Here is a 17,612-nt window from a genome sequence, read left to right as displayed (position 1 = left end):
CTACTAACCACTATCCCTTTATGATTGACTAAATTCCAGACCGTGCTCTTTAGCATATCGCTCCATAAACCGCATAAAGCGATCCCATTGTTCTGGAGATTTCATCAGATACACTGCTTCTAATGCCTCTGGTTTACCGTTGACAAATGTCCCTTTGACTTCACGAGTCACAAGTTCTCCCTCTTCGTCAATGAGGTACATACCAGTGATTTCTTCAGTGTTGCCACTTTCTAATGCTTTGGGATTTGTGAAAACAAATGTTGCAGTCCCACTACCTCCAGTGCGCGATCGTGTCAACCGTATTTCTGGAATGACATCTTCGATAATTCCTCGAGAAAACTGGATTTGAGCCATGATGAGTCAATTTAAAGTTTTGTTATGGTTAGTTTAATATTTTCTCATCATTTAGCACTTTACTAGCGAGAAAATGGGGCATTGGGCGTCTAGCTTGAAAGAGCTTCTTGTTCTAGTAATAGAGTGACGGGACCATCGTTTTCAATTGAAACTTGCATCATGGCTCCGAATTTACCTGTTTCTACCCGCAGCCCGCTTAAGCGTAACTTAGCTATAAAACGGTTATATAACTCTTCTGCAATTTGAGGAGCAGCTGAACGGTCAAAGGAAGGGCGACGACCTTTGCGACAATCTCCATAAAGCGTAAACTGACTGACCACCAATAACTCGCCATTAATCTCTTGCACTGATTTTTGCCACCGCTCTCCAACTTCGCCCTCATTAGGAAACAACCGCAATTCCAAACACTTTCGCACCATCCAATCAAGTTCGCGATCGGTGTCAGTATCAGCAATCCCTACAAGTAAGTTCAGTCCACGCCCAATTTTGCCAATTATTTCACCATTAACGGTAACTTGAGAAGATTTGACTCGCTGAATAATAACGCGCATAAATAACTCTGATGAAGGAATTAAAAGTAAGGGTATAACAAGACAAGTTAGATGGATAAAAGTAAAAAATTATCCTTTTTACTGGTACAATCCCATAATGTTTGACAATATTTGCAAGTTTCTCGTTGAGAGCTTTTCGACTGACTTTGCGACTTGGTTATTGGGAGAACCAATCGCTCTTACGGAATTAAGTCCACAAGATTTGTCTCTTGAACCAATTCGTGCTGACGCTCTGATACTACTGCAATCCAAGGAATTTATTCTGCATCTGGAATTTCAAACTCGACCAAAACTGAGAGTTCCATTCCGGATGGCTGATTACCGACTGCGAGGTTACCGCCGCTTTCCAAAAAAGCGGATGAAACAAGTAGTGATTTACTTAAAAAGAACTAATTCAAGACGGGTGTATCAAACAACATTTACACTTGAGGAAACTTTTCATCGCTTTCAGGTAATTCGTCTTTGGGAGCAACCCTCAAGCGCATTTTTGCAATCCCCTGGGTTGTTACCATTTGCAGTCCTCTGTCAGAGTGAAGATCGCGTTGAAACCAAAAGGCAAGTTGCCATGGAGATAGATAATATAGGAGACTTACAAACACAGAACAATGTAACTGCTTCAACGGCAATTTTAGCTGGGTTAGTATTAGAAGAAAAGGTGATTCAGCAATTACTGCGGAGGGATTTAATGAAAGAATCAGTCGTTTATCAATCAATTCAAGCCGAAGGTCGTACCGAAGGTCGCACCGAAGGTCGTGCTGAAGGTCTTCAAGAGGGAATTCAATTAATGGCTCTCAATATGTTAAGAGAGGGATTGTCAATTGAAGTCGTCGCAAGAATAACTGGGTTATCAGTAGAACAAGTAGAACAATTGGAACCTTGAGAATCTGAGAACTAACACAATTACTGCTAGAAGTGGGAAGTGAAGATTAAAAATTTTTATTCTCCACGCCTCACTTCTAACTATTGACTTGCCGAGCTATGCTCCAAAACCCTTACCACGAGAGGTAGAAGGTAAACACAAACAATTTTCCAACTGTTTTAGCAAAGCCTCGCGGTCGAGATTTTGACCAATTAACACCAACTGGTTTTTCTTCTCCCGCTTAGTCCACTCATCATCATCTAAAGTGAAGCGTTTGCCACACAAGTGGAAAATGTGACGTTTGGGGCTTTCATCAAACCACATAATCCCTTTTGCGCGGAAAACGTTTGTGGGAAGCTGGTTATCCAGGAAATATTGGAATTTCCTAATTGAAAAAGGTTTATCGCTTTGGAATGATATGGAGGTAAAACCATCATTTTCTAAATGGTGGGAATGATGGTGGTGATGGTCGTGGTCGTGGTCGTGGTCGTGACCGCATTCGGAACATTCTGAGCGATCGTGTTCGTGGTCATGAGTATGGTGGTGGTGGTCATGGTCATGATGGTCATGGTCGTGATGGTCGTGACTATGTTGTTTCGCTTCATTAAAATATTTATCTGTTTCAAACAGACCAATACTCAGAATTAAGGGAAGCGGAACTTGCGCTTGCTTAGTGTAAAGAATTCTTGCACCTTCTTTAACTTGGTTAATTTTTGCCTCTAGTGCTTTTACTTCTTCTTCAGACACTAAATCTGTCTTATTGATGAGAATAACGTCACCATAGGCAATTTGACTGTAAGCAGCTTGAGAGTTAAATAAATCTAAGCTATAATTTGCCGCGTCTACAACCGTGACAATTGAATCAAGACGGGTTAGGTCGCGTAAGTCAGTGCCAAGAAATGTGAGAGCGACTGGTAGAGGATCGGCAAGCCCTGTTGTTTCTACCACCAAATAATCTATCTTGTCTTGCCGTTCTAAAACTTTGTAAACGGCATCTACGAGATCGTTATTAATAGTGCAGCAGATACAACCATTGCTTAACTCCACCATGTTGTTATTATCATCAGTGGAGATAATTAACTCGTTATCGATGCCAATTTCGCCAAACTCATTAACTAGTACTGCGGTTTTTAATCCTTGCTGATTACTCAAGATATGATTGAGTAGAGTTGTCTTACCACTACCAAGGAATCCAGTAATGATTGTGACTGGTAACCCTTGTTTGGGTGCATCTATTGATTGTGACTCGGAAGTAACTGCTTGCATGGCGCTGCTTTCAAGAAGTCAAAATAGCTAATTGTAGCGCAAAATCTTAGGAAGAGACTAGCATAGGGATGCTGGTATTCATCCGGTGTTGCCTACTCCCATTATTACGTATTTCTCTAAGTTGGATATGACCCTATCTGTTTACAATACCCTCACCCGTCGTCAAGAACCGTTTGAAACAGTAGAAGCTGGAAAAGTTAAGATGTATTACTGTGGTGTGACGGTGTACGACTACTGCCACTTGGGTCATGCCAGAGCTTGTATTGTCTGGGATGTAGTGCGTCGTTACCTGCAATTCCTTGGTTACAATGTCCGCTATGTACAAAATTTTACAGATATTGATGACAAAATTTTGAATCGAGCGCGACAAGAACATTCATCCATGGAAGCTGTTGCGGAACGGTTTATTGAAGCATATTTTGAGGATATGAGGCGTCTCGGCATTAAGGATGCTGATGAATATCCCCGTGCAACTCACACGATGAATGGCATTCAGCGACTGATTCACGAGTTGGAAAATAAGGGTTATGCTTACCCTTCTGATGGTGATGTTTACTACCCAGTCCGTCAGTTTTCTGGGTATGGGAAACTCTCCGGTCGCAAGTTGGAAGATATGCAACCGGGAGCTAGCGAACGGGTGAATCTGGAAGATCCAGAGTATCAGAAGAAGAAAGACCCGTTGGACTTTGCCTTATGGAAAGCAGCAAAACAAGGCGAACCAGCTTGGGATTCACCTTGGGGTAAAGGTCGTCCGGGCTGGCATATTGAATGTTCGGCTATGGTGCGCGATCGCTTGGGCGATACCATTGACATCCACACGGGTGGTGCCGATCTCATTTTCCCGCATCATGAAAATGAAATTGCTCAGTCAGAAGCTGTGACAGAAAAACCGCTAGCGAAATACTGGTTACACAACGGCATGGTAAAGGTGGATGGTGAAAAAATGTCCAAATCCTTGGGGAACTTTATCACAATTCGGGATTTGCTAGATAAAGGAGTCCACCCAATGGCGGTTCGGTTGTTTGTTCTACAAGCCCACTACCGTAAACCAATTGATTTTACGGATGAAGCGATCGCTTCTGCAACAAAGGGTTACGAAACTCTCAAAGATGGTTTGCTTTTTGGTCATAAGTATGGTAGAAGACTGGGGAACTCGGGGCCCCCTCTGGGGATAAGGGGCAATGGGGACTGGGAACTGGGGACTGGGAAAAACTCAGTACCTAATCGCCAATCACCAATCGCCAATCCCTATATCCACAGATTCCAAGAAGCGATCGATGATGACTTTAATTTTTCCGGAGGATTACCAGTTCTTTTTGAATTAGCCAAAGAACTACAGAGAGAAGGAAACATTCTAACTCATGAAGGAAAAACGGAAAAAACATCAGATGAATTACTCAGCATCTGGCAAACTCTTGTAACATTGGCGGAAGTTTTAGGTTTTGAGGCGGAGCTAGAGGAAGAAACTTCTGACAACGATCGTTTGAATGATGCAAAAATTGAGAAGTTGATTCAGAAGAGACAAGAAGCACGCAAAGCGAAAAATTTTGCGGAAAGCGACCGCATTCGTGATGAACTACAAGCACAAGGTATTACCCTTATTGACAGTCGAGATGGAACTCGATGGCATCGCAATTAATTATGAATGATGAATGATGAATTATGAAGGATAGAAAATTAATACTTCATCATTCATCTTTTTTCTGATACAAGTTTTAAAAACGAAGACTATAGATAATTGGATGAGGTTTGGTATGAGTAATCTCAATCCCTAATCCCCAATCCATAATCCCTAATCCCTAGTACTAAGTTATGCTCTCAGAATTAAAAAAAGCTATTGCTCAAATAGATATTCCTGCTGATTGGTTAGGAATTAGAGTTGTAAAAGATACAACTTATAGCCGTCATGTCCGTGATGGTATACCTCAAAGTAACGGTAAATCATTCACTAAAGGGTCGATGCTGGAGGTGATGGTCAATGGTTGTATCGGCTATGCAGCAATTAATTCCCTACAAGTAACCGATCTACAAGCTGCTGCTGAGAAAGCATACCATCAAGCGCTTGCAGCTAGCGAATGGTGGGTATATCCATTTGATGCAGCCAAAGAGCGTCCTAAAGTTGTAGGTCAATACATTTCGCCATTTCTGAAGCCTCTTGATGCTCTAAGTGCAGGCGAAATCAACGATTTACTCATCCGTATCTGCCAAACATTAAAGGTTTGCGATCGCATAGTCCAAACCACCGCTATTGCTTCAACAAGTGAAAAAGAAACTTGGTTTGTCAGTAGCAATGGCTCCGAGGTATATCAAAAATTCATGTTTTTTAGTACTCATTACGGAGTAACCGCTCAAGATGGAGCGATCGTTCAGCAACGTTCTCAAAATGGTTGGCAAGCGAACTGCTACCAAGGTGGACTAGAACATTTTAAAGAAGCCCAATTGTGGTATCAAGTCCAACAGATTGGCGAACAAGCAGTAGAACTTCTCACAGCAGAAGAATGTCCGACAACACGTACAAATCTGGTGTTAGCTCCAGATCAAATGATGCTACAAATTCATGAAAGCGTCGGACATCCCTTAGAAATTGACCGAATTTTGGGAGATGAACGGAACTACGCTGGAGGTAGTTTTATTAACAAGAAAGATTTCGGTAATTTGGTGTACGGCTCTCCCTTAATGAATATCACCTTTGACCCCACCGTACCAAATGAATTTGCTAGCTACGGATTTGATGATACAGGTGCTGTAGCAACACGGGAGTACTTAATTAAAGAAGGCATTCTTCTTCGAGGTTTAGGCAGTTTAGAAAGCCAAGCAAGAGCAGAAGTACCCGGAGTAGCCTGTGCGCGTGCTTGTTCTTGGAATCGACCGGCAATCGATCGCATGGCAAATCTAAATCTTGAACCAGGGGAAGTTTCTTTTGAGGACACGATCGCCGAAGTAGAACACGGTGTTTACATGGAATCAAATCGCTCTTGGTCTATAGACGATCGCCGATATAAATTTCAATTTGGTTGCGAGTACGCAAAGTTGATTGAAAACGGCAAACTCACAAAAACACTTCGCAATCCAAATTACCGAGCCACAACTCCAGAATTTTGGCAAAGTTTGGTTAAAATAGGTAACTACTCCACTTGGCAGATGTACGGTACTCCTTTTTGTGGTAAAGGAGAACCAAACCAAGCTATTTGGGTTGGTCATGGATCGCCCATTTGCGTATTTGCCAACGTTGAAGTTTTTGGTGGAGGCTCTTAAGCCAGTGAGAAATAACCAGTGACCAGTGACCAGTGACCAGTGACCAGTGACCAGTGACCAATCCCCAATTCATGAAACACGAAAAATTATCTGCTTTAGAAGTTAGCTTTAACCAATTGCTAGACACTCTCCTTGTAAAAAAGGCAGAAAGCGAACAATTTACGATAAAACTTAATAGCGAAAGCAGTCAGTTTACACGTTTTAATCATGCCAAAGTGCGACAAACAGGTTGTGTTACTGATGGTTGGATAGAACTAACTTTGATGCAAGATGGGCGCAGTAGTTTTCGTCAGTTTCCCTTCACAGGGAGTTGGGAAGTCGATTGGCAAGTGGCATACACAGCTTTGCGGGAATTACGCGAAGAACTTCCCCAATTACCCCTAGACCCCTATTTAGTATTACCATCAGGTACTAATACTAGTCGAGAGGTTCATGTTGGGAATTTATTAGCTGATGAATTAGTCGTACCAACAGTACTAGAACCAGTCGCAGAATTTGATTTTGCTGGGATATATGCTGGGGGAGCGATCGTTAGAGCTTATGCCGATTCCAATGGTCAAAAACACTGGTTCAGTACTGATACTTTCACATTAGACTATTCTATATTCACGAGTACTGGACAAGCTGTTAAAGGAACTTTTGCTGGTAGTGATTGGAATCCAGAAGCTTACAGTGCAAAAATTAGCGATGCAAAAACACAGTTAGAATTACTTTCTCGTCCGGTGAAAGAATTACCCAGAGGACGATATAAAACATATTTTGCACCAGCTGCTGTTTCCGATCTATTACATATGCTCTCTTGGGGAGGTGTGAGCGAAGCGGATTTACAACAGGGAGGTAGTGCTTTAGCTTTTCTTTGGCGTAAAGAGAAGCAGTTATCTCCTGCATTTCATTTAAAAGAAAATTTTCAAAGAGGTTTAGTACCGCGTTTCAATGAATGGGGGGAAATGTCAGCCCTCGAAGTACAGATTATTGAAAAAGGAATTTTGGTTAATACTTTGGTCAATTCTCGTACTGCTAAAGAGTACGGAAAAGTTGGCAATGGTGCTAATACTTATGAAGCTTTACGAGCACCAGAAGTTACTCCAGGAAATTTAAAATTTGAAGAGATTATTCCTAGTTTGCACACAGGGTTATATGTCTCGAATTTACATTACTTAAATTGGAGCGATCGCCCTACAGGAAGAATCACGGGAATGACTAGATATGCTTGTTTTTGGGTAGAAAATGGCGAAATTGTTGCACCCATTGAAAATTTGAGATTTGATGACAGTCTCTACCGCTTTTGGGGAGACAATCTTATAGATATGACTAATTTTCAAGAGTTTATTGCTGAAGTAGGTACTTACGAAGCTCGCCAACTAGGAGGTAACATGGTTCCCGGTATGTTGGTCGAGGATTTTACCTATACTTTGTAACTGGTCATGTGTCATTTGTCATTGGTCATTTGTCATTGGTCACTGTAAGAGGTTGTTTGAAAAGTGGTTAGTTGTGATTTTAATCGCATTACCCCCCTTAATCCCCCCTTATAAAGGGGGGAAATTGAATTTCCGGTTCCCTCCCCTTTCCAAAGCGAGGGCTATTTCCGGTTCCCTCCCCTTTCCAAAGCGAGGGCTATTTCCGGTTCCCTCCCCTTTCCAAACGGAGGGCTAGGGTGGGGTAAAAAATATTTGATACATCAATTATGACTTTTCAAACATCCTCTAAGAGCAAATTTGCCACTGCCATTGCCAGTTCATCTGGCTCAACTGGTTTGGAAAGGTGTATCTGAAAACCTGCTGATACTGCTTGTACCCTATCTTCATCTCTTGCATAAGCTGTCAGGGCAATTGCGGGAATTTGTCCTCCCTGTTCTGCTGTGAGTTGTCGTACCTTACCAATCAAGCTATATCCATCCTCAAGCGGCATTCCAATATCGCTAATTAGCACGTCTGGTTTCAACTCTAATAATGCTTTCAAAGCTTCACCTGCTGAAGCTACGGCGATGGTTTGCACCCCAAACGCTTCTAAAGCTGCAACGAGAAACTCGCGTGAATCCGTTTCATCATCGACAATTAGGGCGCGTACTCCTTGAAGCATGGGTAAAAGTCCAACATTTTCTTCCTCGTTCTCTACAGCAGAAACTCCAATGCTGTCTGGAACAAGCGGTAATTTCACTTTAAAGGTCGCTCCTTTCTCCAAACCTTCGCTAAAAGCATCAACCGTTCCACCGTGTAGTTCTACTAATTGACGCACAATGGCTAAACCTAGTCCCAACCCAGAGTATCTTCTTGTTGTGGAACTATCTGCTTGCCGAAAGCGATCGAAAACATAAGGAACAAACTCTGGGCTAATGCCTTGACCTGTATCTGTTACAGTAAGTTCTACGTAAGAATCTACTCTTTCTAGGCGTACTACTATATATCCACCTTGGAGTGTAAATTTAATAGCATTTGACAATAAATTCCAAACCACTTGCTGCAATCGGTCTCGATCTCCTGCAACTAAACCAACTTGAGAGTCAAACACAGTTTCGATTTGAATTTGCTTGACCTCAGCTACCGGACGAACTGTTTCTATTGCTGCTTCTATGACAGGAACGAGTTGAAGAGGTATGAGATTTAGTTGAAGCTTACCTCGAATAATGCGAGAGACATCTAGCAAATCCTCAACCAACTGTACTTGTGCCTTAGCATTGCGCTCAATCGTCTCCATTGCTCGTGCTGTCGTCACTTCATCAAACTTCCGGGTATTAAGTAACCGAATCCAACCAAGCATGGAATTTAAGGGCGATCGCAGTTCGTGAGAAAGTGTTGTTAAAAACTCATCCTTAAGACGGTTTGCCGCCTCAGCTGTGGTGCGTGTTTCCTGTTCGCGAGCAAGCAGTTGGTTGCGTTCATCTTCAGCTTGCTTGCGAGCGGTAAAATCGCGCATAATTTTACAGAAGCCTCGTAGCTGACCCGTCTCATTTCGTAAAGGGGTGACAATGCCACTTCCCCAGAAGCGGGAGTTGTCTTTACGGATATGCCAGCGTTCATTCTCAGCCCGACCTTCTGCCAGTGCCTTGCTAAATTCTTTCTTGTCCTCACCTTTTTCCAAGTCTTCGGGTATGAAAATACGGGAACCAGGTTGCCCCAGAATCTCTGCTTCCTGATAGCCCAAAATTCTTTCTGCTCCTGCACTCCAACTAGTAATAATACCTTGGTTATCAAGGAAGAAAATTGCGTAGTCCTTCACATTCTCCAACAACAAACGGAAACGCTCTTCACTTACCTGCAATGCTGCTTCTACCTGTTTTCTACTTGTAATGTCAGTGATAATATATACAGCACCAGTGAAGGAGCCACCTTCATTAAATACAGGATCTGCGGTAACAGAAAACCACTTCCCAGTAGATTTGACTTCTACGTTCTCGCGACGGCGATTTTCCCTAGTTTTTCTAAAGGGTGTTGCCTCAGTAGAACTCAGTAGCGTTTGCGTCACTTCTTGATGCAAGTTACCAATAATTTCTGGCAATGGTTTTTCTAACAGCGATACCATTGCACTGTTACAGCGCAAAAACCTACCTTCCTCGTCCAACAGACCAATACCATCACTGATAGAATTGAAGGTGGTTTGCCACTCCTTTGCCAAAGACAAAGCAGATTCTTCAGCCCGTCGAATACGGAGCAAAGATTTGATTGTTGCAATTAACTCCATTGGTTCGACTGGCTGCACTAAGTAGCCATCGGCACCACTATCTAGCCCCTGTGTCTTATCCCGGCTTTCAACAAAACTGGCAGATAAATGAAGCACGGGAATAGAAGCCGTTTTTGAGTTAGATTTAATTCGCTGACAAACCTCAAATCCACTTATATCGGGTAACTGTACATCCAATATAATGAGATCTGGTGGTTGTGAAGCTACCAATTCTAGCCCTGCTTCACCAGTCACTGCTTCCACAACTTTAAAACCCGCAGTTCGTAGCATTCGCCCAATAACATAGCGGGTGGATTCATTATCGTCTATGTGCAAGATAGTGACTGACGGCTCAGACATATCGTTCCCCTACATTCATAAGAGCAAGCCCAGCTTTCACCAATGTTTCCTTTAGGCAATGGATTTCCACTTCTGTAAATGTTGCCTCTTTTGAAAGAATCGCAATAGTGCTTTGAGCTAGGTTTTTTCTATCTTCCTCGTCTAGAAAATCTAATGTATAAATAATTACTTGTATATCTTGAGTTGCTACATTGCTTTTCAGCAAAGATAAAACTTCAAATCCATTCACAACTGGTATAGAAATATCCATAATAATACAATCGGGACTTTCTACTCGGGCCAAACGAATCCCCTCGCTTCCATCATTGGCTTCAGTAATTTGTAAAGCTAGGGTCTCTTGGCTCGTACAATCACTTAAAACTTGCTTTAGCACATATCGAAAAGCGGGGTCATCATCAATGAGCAGGAGCTTTTGCGGCTTGCCCTGCTTGACAAGCATATTAATTTGATTGAGCAGTAACAATCTATCTACAGGCTTAATAAAAAATGCATTAGCACCTAGAGCTTTTGCTTTAGCTTCATTATTAACTACACTGACGACAACAATGGGAATATTTTGTGTCCTTTGGTTTTCCTTTAATTCAGTCAAAAAAGCCCACGTATTTTGCTCTTTCAGCAAAATGTCTAGCATAATAACGATTGGATTAAACGCTTGCAATACCTGTTGTGCTTGTGAAAGTGTTTGAACTGTAACAAGTTGATAAATTGAATCCTCAAAATACTTTTCATAGGTGAAAATGGTCTGAGGATCGTCTTCAACTGCTAGTACGGCAGCACGAGTAGGGTCTTTTTGCAAGTTAATAGGTAAAGAAAAAAATTGTTCTTCCAAAGCACCGGGATAGCGGATGGGGATAGATGTATAGAATTTCGAACCAATTCCCAACTGACTCGTAACCCAAACACTTCCTCCCAACAATTCAGCCAATTTGCGAGAAAGAGGTAAACCCAAACCCGTCCCTTTTACCCGTTTTTGTAGAGAAGACTCAATTTGAACAAATTCTTCAAAAATCCGCTCCTTATCCTCTGGTGCAATGCCAATACCTGTATCAGTAACAGAAAAGGAAATTGCGTTATCTGCTATTGCAGCTTCAACCTTTATTTCTCCGCGCTCGGTATACTTTAGAGCATTGGAAATAAAATTTCTTAAAATTTGGGCAACTTTAGCTTCATCTGTATAAAGTGGTGGGAAATTTTTGGTTTCTTGAAAAGTCAGAGAAATAGAAGAATTATGAATCAGTAGAGGACGCAACATACCTCTCAATGTTGCAAATAAATCGCTGACTTCAAATTGAGTCGGATGTACAACAACTTTTCCTGCTTCAACTTTTGCCAAGTCTAATAAATCATTGACTAACTCAGAAAGTTGTTCGGCATTTTTGCGGATGAAAGTGACTTGCTTTTCTTGATCGAGTGTTAATTCCCCGTCAGTCCGCTCTAATAGCAATCTAGATAGAGAAATAATTGAATTGAGGGGTGTACGAAACTCATGACTCATGTTTGAGAGAAAGCGAGTTTTCAGTTCATTAGCTCGCTTTAAAGAAGTCGCTTTCTCGTCTAATTCAGCGTAGAGAGCAACAACGCCGCGATTGGTGTCTTCTAGTTCTTGGTTGAGCTGAGTTAACTCTTCTTCACGCTTGCGTAATGCCTCTAAAGTACGAAGTAGTTCTTGGTTTTGTTGCTGTATTTCTTCATAGGGATTTTGCGGAGAATGCAATATTAATTTGTCGGCAATTTCTGCTAAGTCCCGCTTTGTTAGTATTGAAGAGCGTTTTGGCAAGGGTTTTCCTATGAGGATATTCGTACCTTGACCTGGAATTGATTCAATTTGAAACTGCTCCATTAATCTTTTTGCGCCTAATATCCCCGAACTTGTATCAAGATCTGATTTATATTGTCCGTCTAAAATTGTTTCTGTATTTGGGATGGTAGGATTAGTGTCACGAATACAAATCTGAAATATTTGAGTAGAAGTCCCTTCTACTCGAAATTCGACTTTCCCAACTTTATTATATTGAAAGACATTGCGAGCAACTTCTGAAACAGCTGTGGCAAGGCGGGTTTGATCTTGAGACTCGAATCCTAGCATTTGTGCTAGTTGTCGCGTCCGTTGACGAGTCATAACAATGTCTTGTTCAAAATGAATTTCTAAAGTTAGGAGTGTTATGCTCACTTTTAAATCTTGTTGGTTGTTAGTTGTTGGTTGTTAGTTGTTAGGGGTTAGTTGTTAGGCACTTCCAAGAAATCTAATTATCTATATTCTGGGATGGGCGTCCTCGCCCGTCCTATACTTGTGGCGGGCGTCCTCGCCCGCACTACAAGAAATTTTGGGAGCTTTTTCATTTGGAAGTTCCTTAATTTTCACGAGCGACAAGAACAGTAACATCATCGCGTCCCCGACTGAAATCTCGATACAGAATACCAGCAATTAAGCTAGGATGTTTGTAAAATAGTCCGGGATACTGTTCCAAGTGCCACTGGGTTTTTAACCCATCAGTGTGCATAATTAGGAGTGCTCCTTTAGACCAAGTATAGGTAAATTCCTGAATTCTACGCATCTCATACCCAACAGTACCGTTGTGGGAAACCATATTTTGGTTGCCCTCTGAAGTCAGAATAGTGCCAACAATATTGCCAATTCCAGTATAGTTAATAGTCTGTCGTTCAAGGTCTAGTTCGGCGATCGCTAAAGCAGCTCCCCTTGTAGTTTGTAGCACTTTGTGGGTTGCTTCTACGATCGCTTGCGGACTCATGTATGCTTTTTCGTGGAAAACTTTTACGGCTGCCAAAGATGCTTTAGCTGCTTCTGGTCCGTGACCTAATCCATCAGCAACAAGCAACAAACATCTGTGAGTTTCTTGATGGCTTGTCCAAGCATCTCCTGAAACTTCTTCGCCTATTTTAGGCAAACAAACGACACCTAATTCTAATTTATTCTTTTGTTGCTTGTGTTGCGTTCCATCAGACCAAAGGTGTGCTACCAAAGCCGTTCCCATCTCGGAAACAGAGTAAATATCAAAAAAATTTGAAAGGCGAGCGATCGCACCCAAACCAATTCCTGATGTTCCCGCTGTGGAAAATCCGTCACGCAAGCACTCATCAATATTATGCATTCCCGGACCGGAATCTAAGGCGAGAATTTCTATACCTAGAGTCTCATTTTTGGTCTTGACTTGCATAACAATCTGACCATTTCTGGCATGACGAACCAGATTATTGGCCATTTCAGTTACCACAATGCCAACCTTACCCCGTTCAGTTTCATTGAAACCGAGATGAGTGGCAAGTGAGAGCGCTTTCCTTCGCGCTTCCCCAGCCTGACTGGTTTCCAGGATGGATAAAGCAATAGGGTTTGCCACAGGCGTGTCACCTCCATTTAGTAATAGTGACGCAGGTTCCCTCTCCTACATGGGAAACAATATTAAATTCGTTGACTAACCGTTTGGTTCCGCCGAGTCCCATACCCAACCCTTTACCAGTGGTGTAACCATCTTTAAGCGCGAGTTCAATATCCGAGATCCCCGGTCCTTGGTCTTCAAATATCAACCGTAAACCCCGTCGGTTATTATTCTCAAGGGTTTCTAGTTTTACTGTTCCGCTACCTCCATAATCTAACGTGTTTCGGGCAAGTTCGCTTGCTGCTGTGACAATTTTGGTTTGATCTATTAAGCTAAAACCCAGCTCAATAGACAACTGACGTACTGCTTGCCGAACCAAAACAATATCCGCTCCAGACTGAATGCTCATTGTTTCAATCTTTTGCATAACGAGTCATACAACTTTCAGATGCCGTGCTTAATGAAGCTCGCAGGAGTGCCATTCCCTTTTCCACATTTAAGGCTGTGCGAATACCCGTGAGGCACACTCCGAGTTCTACCAACGTAATCGCTACTGCTGGTTGCATTCCAACGACAACTGTTTCCGCATCTAGCACGCGCGACATTTTAGCAATATTTCCTAAGATGCGACCAATAAAAGAATCTACTATATCTAAACATGATATATCTATCAGTACACCGCGAGCATTTTTCTCAGTAATCTGGGTTGTTAAATCGTTGTGCAAAGCCATCGCCAAGCGATCGTGCATATCGACTTGAATGGTAACAAGCAGAAATTCGCCCATTTGGAGTATTGGAATGCGCTCCATACGACTGCCTCTCTAGCGATCTGAAGAACAAATAATCTTACAGCCAATTTGGGATAAGGCTAGAGCAAAGGCATCAGCAAGGGTTGCCTTTGTGACTACATCAGACAAATCAACTCCCAGGTACACGATAGTTTGAGCAATCTGGGGACGAATTCCACTAATAATGCACTCCGCACCCATTAAACGAGCAGCCGTTATCGTTTTCAGTAGGTGTTGAGCCGTTAAAGTATCTACCGTTGGGACGCCTGTGATATCAATAATTGCGACTTGGGAACTCGTGTCTACAATTTTTTGTAACAAAGATTCCGTGATGACTTGCGTGCGAGAGCTATCAAGAGTACCGATGAGAGGTAATACTAAGATGCTACCCCACAGTTTGACAACGGGTGTTGACAGCGCTAGCAACTCCTCTTGTTGACGAATAATGACTTCCTCGCGTGCTTTTTGATAGATCTCAGTTGTCAAAAGCCCTAACTTATCCAGAAGAGTTGTTGCTAACCAAACTTCCTCACTCAAGACGATGCCATCCTGTTGCAGTTCAGAACGCAAGCGGGAGAACAGGGGTTGTTTAAAAGAGAAAACAAAACTTGCCGTTTCTGTTGAGGTAAAACCTTTTTGGCTGCGGTTGCGGGAAATACTGGTTAGTGTCTCTCGGACAGGATTCCATTCTGGAGATAAAATGTCATTCAGGTTCTCTTGCTTTACGGCATTTTTCAGCACCTCAAGAAACTCCCTGCATTCCTCGCGCAATTCCACATCTTTAAGCAACCCTCTACGGTTACTCACAGACTTTAGCTCTTGCAACCAGTCCGCTAGCAGTTCTGCTTCATATTTTTCTAAAATTTCTGGAATATGGCTTTTGCCATTCAAGCCCATACATTGGCTCCTTTTCCAATTCTCTATTAAGCAAAAGTACAAAATAATTTTTAGGCTGCAAAATAAACTAGCTGACTCTCTTTCTATAGCACTCCTAAATCATTTGTCAAAATTTCTAGTACCGTAGGTAGGGCATTGCCCGCCAAACGTCCTAGTGGTGGGCAATGCCCACCCTACGTATGTTTTATCAATTGAATAGGATTACCATAACACTTGTTAGTGTCAATAGGTGATAATAACTAATTGAGCAGTTTACAGTAGTTTTTTTTGAAGGCTAATAGTTTTTCTTAATTATATGAAAAAGGTGAGTGCAAAAATTATGCTGTGAAGTTTGCCAGTTCATTTTTTTTTAGGATGATGAAGGGGATAGAGTGTTTGCTGTCAAGTCTAAAAATACGATAGAATAAGATACTGCCTCGCTTAATGTAACTTAGCATAACTACTTGTCGCACAAGTGGTGGCAAAAATTGCTTGCATTCTCTCTTCGTCTGAGATGTCGTGCGTAAGGCGATCGCTAGTCAAATGTTAAGTTCAGGGGTTACATAGAGATACTAAGTCCATCCCCTCTGTAAAAATGTTGGCTTATGAAGTAAACGATACATAAAAATTATACTCAGTTTCTACTTATGCTTGAAAAGAGGAACTGATGGAAACAACAGACTAATGACTTCTCACATACTTCGAGAGATACAACGCGCTCTTTGTGAAAAACCGCCAATTCTACTGACCTTTGACGATTTTATCTGTTTCGAGCCACCAGTGGTAAATTATCGGCGTTTAGCAAAGGATATGTTGGAAGCTATGGAAGTATCAAAAAAATCCAGGTTAAGCTAGAGAAGAGAGTTGGGGTTAGCTTTGCACCTCTCATTTGGGTAAGGAGCAAAACTCAAACTCAATTGCAAGATTTTTCTCAAGTTGGCAATGTCCTTACTCCATGCTGCGAATCATTACTCAGCAGGCAGATGTTAGAGCAGAACTACAACGGATCTGCGATCGCATCCAAGACGAACAGGTACTTCACAAAGAAGCAACCGTGCGGGAAGTGTTGCAGTCAGTGAAGCGCCAAGGCGATAAAGCTGTACTGCAATACACAGCCGAATTTGACAATCAAACCCTGAAGCCAGAAGAACTGCGCGTGACAGGCTCAGAACTGGATGCAGCCTACCAACAGGTATCGCAAGAGCTACTTGAGGCAATTCAGTTGGCGTGCCGCAAAATAGAAGCGTTTCACCGCCAGCGAATGCCAAAAAATTGGGTTCACTTTGACGATGATGATGTAGTGCTTGGCAAACGCTACACACCTGTAGATAGGGCAGGGTTATACGTACCGGGAGGTCGTACCGCCTATCCAAGCGCGGTATTAATGAATGCTATTCCAGCAAAAGTGGCAGGTGTACCCCACATAGTGATGGTGACGCCACCGGGACCTTCAAAAGCGATTCACCCATCGGTGTTAGTCGCCGCCCAAGAAGCTGGAGTGCAAGAAATATATCGCGTTGGAGGCGCACAAGCGATCGCCGCTTTAACTTACGGTACAGAAACCATTCCCAAAGTTAATCTTATTACAGGTATAGGTAATATATATGTCACTTTAGCGAAAAAACTAGTATACGGCTCAGTTGGAATCGATCTCCTTGCAGGACCAGGGGAAGTATTAATTATTGCAGACGACACGGCAAATCCCGTTCGCGTTGCGGCTGATATGTTAGCCAAGGCAGAACAAGATCCAATGGCAGCAGCAGTTTTACTAACCACAGATCCGGGTCTAGCGAAAAACGTACAAGTAGCAGTGGAAAGACAGCTCATAGATCGTGCTAGAAGAACGCTGACAGAGAAAGCCATTGCCCACTACGGCTTGATTGTGATTGTGGAATCACTTCAGGCAGCAGCAGAACTCTCAAATGAATTTGCACCCGAACACTTAGCCGTGGAAGTGCAAGAACCCTGGGAAATCTTACCACTTATTCGCAATGCCGGTGCAATTTTCTTAGGGCATTTTACACCAGAAGCTGTAGGAAATTATGTAGCAGGTCCCAACCATACCTTACCCACTTCTGGCGCTGCTCGCTATGCTTCTCCGTTAGGGGTTGAAACCTTTATGAAACACTCTAGTATTATTCAATACTCGCAAACTGCACTAGAGAAAGTCGCTAATGCGATCGATGTCCTAGCATCCTCTGAGGACTTACCTTCGCACGTTAACTCGGTACAACGCCGAATTGATAAGGAAAATGACGATATGAATTATTAATTTTTCCCTAGACTTTTTGCAAAAAGAGTTTGCGATTGG

Annotated in this window: 15 protein-coding genes; 6 read left to right on the top strand and 9 right to left on the bottom strand. The window is 42.4% G+C overall.

Going from position 1 to position 17,612, the window contains the following annotated elements:
• Positions 1-18 precede the first annotated feature (18 nt).
• Positions 19-354 carry a photosystem II reaction center protein Psb28 gene (psb28, locus tag ACKTT2_RS32905; protein ID WP_407894688.1) on the bottom strand — a complete coding sequence of 112 codons (336 nt, stop codon included), beginning with the start codon at positions 352-354 and terminating at the stop codon, positions 19-21.
• Positions 355-443: 89 nt separating this feature from the next.
• The gene (gene dtd / locus ACKTT2_RS32900) at positions 444-905 is read right to left on the bottom strand and encodes a D-aminoacyl-tRNA deacylase (protein WP_407894686.1); all 462 of its coding nucleotides are present in this window, start codon (positions 903-905) and stop codon (positions 444-446) included.
• Between the two features lie 97 nt (positions 906-1,002).
• Here dtd and ACKTT2_RS32895 point away from each other — a divergent pair, with 97 nt between their 5' ends.
• Complete coding sequence (locus ACKTT2_RS32895; protein ID WP_407894684.1) at positions 1,003-1,785, top strand: Rpn family recombination-promoting nuclease/putative transposase; 783 nt, start codon at positions 1,003-1,005, stop codon at positions 1,783-1,785.
• Positions 1,786-1,881: 96 nt separating this feature from the next.
• Here the strand turns inward: ACKTT2_RS32895 and ACKTT2_RS32890 are convergent, their stop codons facing one another.
• Positions 1,882-3,030 (bottom strand): CobW family GTP-binding protein, encoded by a 1,149-nt coding sequence (locus tag ACKTT2_RS32890; protein WP_407894682.1) that lies wholly within the window; start codon positions 3,028-3,030, stop codon positions 1,882-1,884.
• Positions 3,031-3,157: 127 nt separating this feature from the next.
• On the opposite strand from ACKTT2_RS32890, the gene cysS reads away from it, so the two are divergent.
• The 3 genes from cysS (at position 3,158) to ACKTT2_RS32875 (ending at position 7,703) form a co-directional block, all read left to right on the top strand.
• Positions 3,158-4,669: a cysteine--tRNA ligase gene (cysS, locus tag ACKTT2_RS32885; protein WP_407894680.1), complete on the top strand. Its 1,512-nt coding sequence runs from the start codon at positions 3,158-3,160 to the stop codon at positions 4,667-4,669.
• A 173-nt stretch (positions 4,670-4,842) separates the two neighbouring features.
• Complete coding sequence (locus ACKTT2_RS32880; RefSeq protein WP_407894677.1) at positions 4,843-6,285, top strand: TldD/PmbA family protein; 1,443 nt, start codon at positions 4,843-4,845, stop codon at positions 6,283-6,285.
• 71 nt (positions 6,286-6,356) lie between these two features.
• Complete coding sequence (locus tag ACKTT2_RS32875; RefSeq protein ID WP_407894801.1) at positions 6,357-7,703, top strand: TldD/PmbA family protein; 1,347 nt, start codon at positions 6,357-6,359, stop codon at positions 7,701-7,703.
• A 274-nt stretch (positions 7,704-7,977) separates the two neighbouring features.
• Here the strand turns inward: ACKTT2_RS32875 and ACKTT2_RS32870 are convergent, their stop codons facing one another.
• The 6 genes from ACKTT2_RS32870 to ACKTT2_RS32845 all read right to left on the bottom strand — a co-directional run bounded on the left by ACKTT2_RS32870 (position 7,978) and on the right by ACKTT2_RS32845 (position 15,322).
• Positions 7,978-10,302 (bottom strand): hybrid sensor histidine kinase/response regulator, encoded by a 2,325-nt coding sequence (locus tag ACKTT2_RS32870; protein ID WP_407894675.1) that lies wholly within the window; start codon positions 10,300-10,302, stop codon positions 7,978-7,980.
• Positions 10,295-12,472, bottom strand: coding sequence for an ATP-binding protein (locus tag ACKTT2_RS32865; protein WP_407894673.1), 2,178 nt, complete (start codon positions 12,470-12,472; stop codon positions 10,295-10,297). The genes ACKTT2_RS32870 and ACKTT2_RS32865 overlap by 8 nt, the downstream gene beginning before the upstream one ends.
• Before the next feature lie 181 nt (positions 12,473-12,653).
• On the bottom strand, positions 12,654-13,658 hold the full coding sequence (locus tag ACKTT2_RS32860; RefSeq protein ID WP_407894671.1) for a SpoIIE family protein phosphatase: 1,005 nt from the start codon (positions 13,656-13,658) through the stop codon (positions 12,654-12,656).
• A 7-nt stretch (positions 13,659-13,665) separates the two neighbouring features.
• Positions 13,666-14,064 carry an anti-sigma regulatory factor gene (locus tag ACKTT2_RS32855; protein WP_407894669.1) on the bottom strand — a complete coding sequence of 133 codons (399 nt, stop codon included), beginning with the start codon at positions 14,062-14,064 and terminating at the stop codon, positions 13,666-13,668.
• Positions 14,051-14,446, bottom strand: coding sequence for an STAS domain-containing protein (locus tag ACKTT2_RS32850; RefSeq protein ID WP_407894667.1), 396 nt, complete (start codon positions 14,444-14,446; stop codon positions 14,051-14,053). The genes ACKTT2_RS32855 and ACKTT2_RS32850 overlap by 14 nt, the downstream gene beginning before the upstream one ends.
• Positions 14,447-14,458: 12 nt before the next feature.
• Positions 14,459-15,322, bottom strand: coding sequence for an STAS domain-containing protein (locus tag ACKTT2_RS32845; protein WP_407894665.1), 864 nt, complete (start codon positions 15,320-15,322; stop codon positions 14,459-14,461).
• A gap of 663 nt (positions 15,323-15,985) precedes the next feature.
• On the opposite strand from ACKTT2_RS32845, the gene ACKTT2_RS32840 reads away from it, so the two are divergent.
• Both ACKTT2_RS32840 and hisD read left to right on the top strand, forming a co-directional pair.
• Entirely contained in the window at positions 15,986-16,156 is a 171-nt protein-coding gene (locus ACKTT2_RS32840; RefSeq protein WP_407894663.1) for a hypothetical protein, read from the top strand.
• 100 nt (positions 16,157-16,256) lie between these two features.
• On the top strand, positions 16,257-17,573 hold the full coding sequence (gene hisD, locus ACKTT2_RS32835) for a histidinol dehydrogenase (RefSeq protein WP_407894661.1): 1,317 nt from the start codon (positions 16,257-16,259) through the stop codon (positions 17,571-17,573).
• The last annotated feature ends 39 nt before the right edge of the window (positions 17,574-17,612 follow it).

The sequence above is a fragment of the Scytonema hankhaensis NUACC26 genome, assembly GCF_045865695.1.
Classification (GTDB): Bacteria; Cyanobacteriota; Cyanobacteriia; order Cyanobacteriales; family Nostocaceae; genus Scytonema.
This window is presented reverse-complemented; position numbering and strand designations above follow the sequence as displayed.

Coding starts and splice junctions, on each gene's coding strand:
- psb28 (WP_407894688.1), bottom strand. CDS start 354: ATGGCTCAAATCCAGTTTTCTCGAGGAATTATCGAAGATGTCATTCCA.
- dtd (WP_407894686.1), bottom strand. CDS start 905: ATGCGCGTTATTATTCAGCGAGTCAAATCTTCTCAAGTTACCGTTAAT.
- ACKTT2_RS32895 (WP_407894684.1), top strand. CDS start 1,003: ATGTTTGACAATATTTGCAAGTTTCTCGTTGAGAGCTTTTCGACTGAC.
- ACKTT2_RS32890 (WP_407894682.1), bottom strand. CDS start 3,030: ATGCAAGCAGTTACTTCCGAGTCACAATCAATAGATGCACCCAAACAA.
- cysS (WP_407894680.1), top strand. CDS start 3,158: ATGACCCTATCTGTTTACAATACCCTCACCCGTCGTCAAGAACCGTTT.
- ACKTT2_RS32880 (WP_407894677.1), top strand. CDS start 4,843: ATGCTCTCAGAATTAAAAAAAGCTATTGCTCAAATAGATATTCCTGCT.
- ACKTT2_RS32875 (WP_407894801.1), top strand. CDS start 6,357: ATGAAACACGAAAAATTATCTGCTTTAGAAGTTAGCTTTAACCAATTG.
- ACKTT2_RS32870 (WP_407894675.1), bottom strand. CDS start 10,302: ATGTCTGAGCCGTCAGTCACTATCTTGCACATAGACGATAATGAATCC.
- ACKTT2_RS32855 (WP_407894669.1), bottom strand. CDS start 14,064: ATGCAAAAGATTGAAACAATGAGCATTCAGTCTGGAGCGGATATTGTT.
- ACKTT2_RS32850 (WP_407894667.1), bottom strand. CDS start 14,446: ATGGAGCGCATTCCAATACTCCAAATGGGCGAATTTCTGCTTGTTACC.
- ACKTT2_RS32845 (WP_407894665.1), bottom strand. CDS start 15,322: ATGGGCTTGAATGGCAAAAGCCATATTCCAGAAATTTTAGAAAAATAT.
- ACKTT2_RS32840 (WP_407894663.1), top strand. CDS start 15,986: ATGACTTCTCACATACTTCGAGAGATACAACGCGCTCTTTGTGAAAAA.
- hisD (WP_407894661.1), top strand. CDS start 16,257: ATGCTGCGAATCATTACTCAGCAGGCAGATGTTAGAGCAGAACTACAA.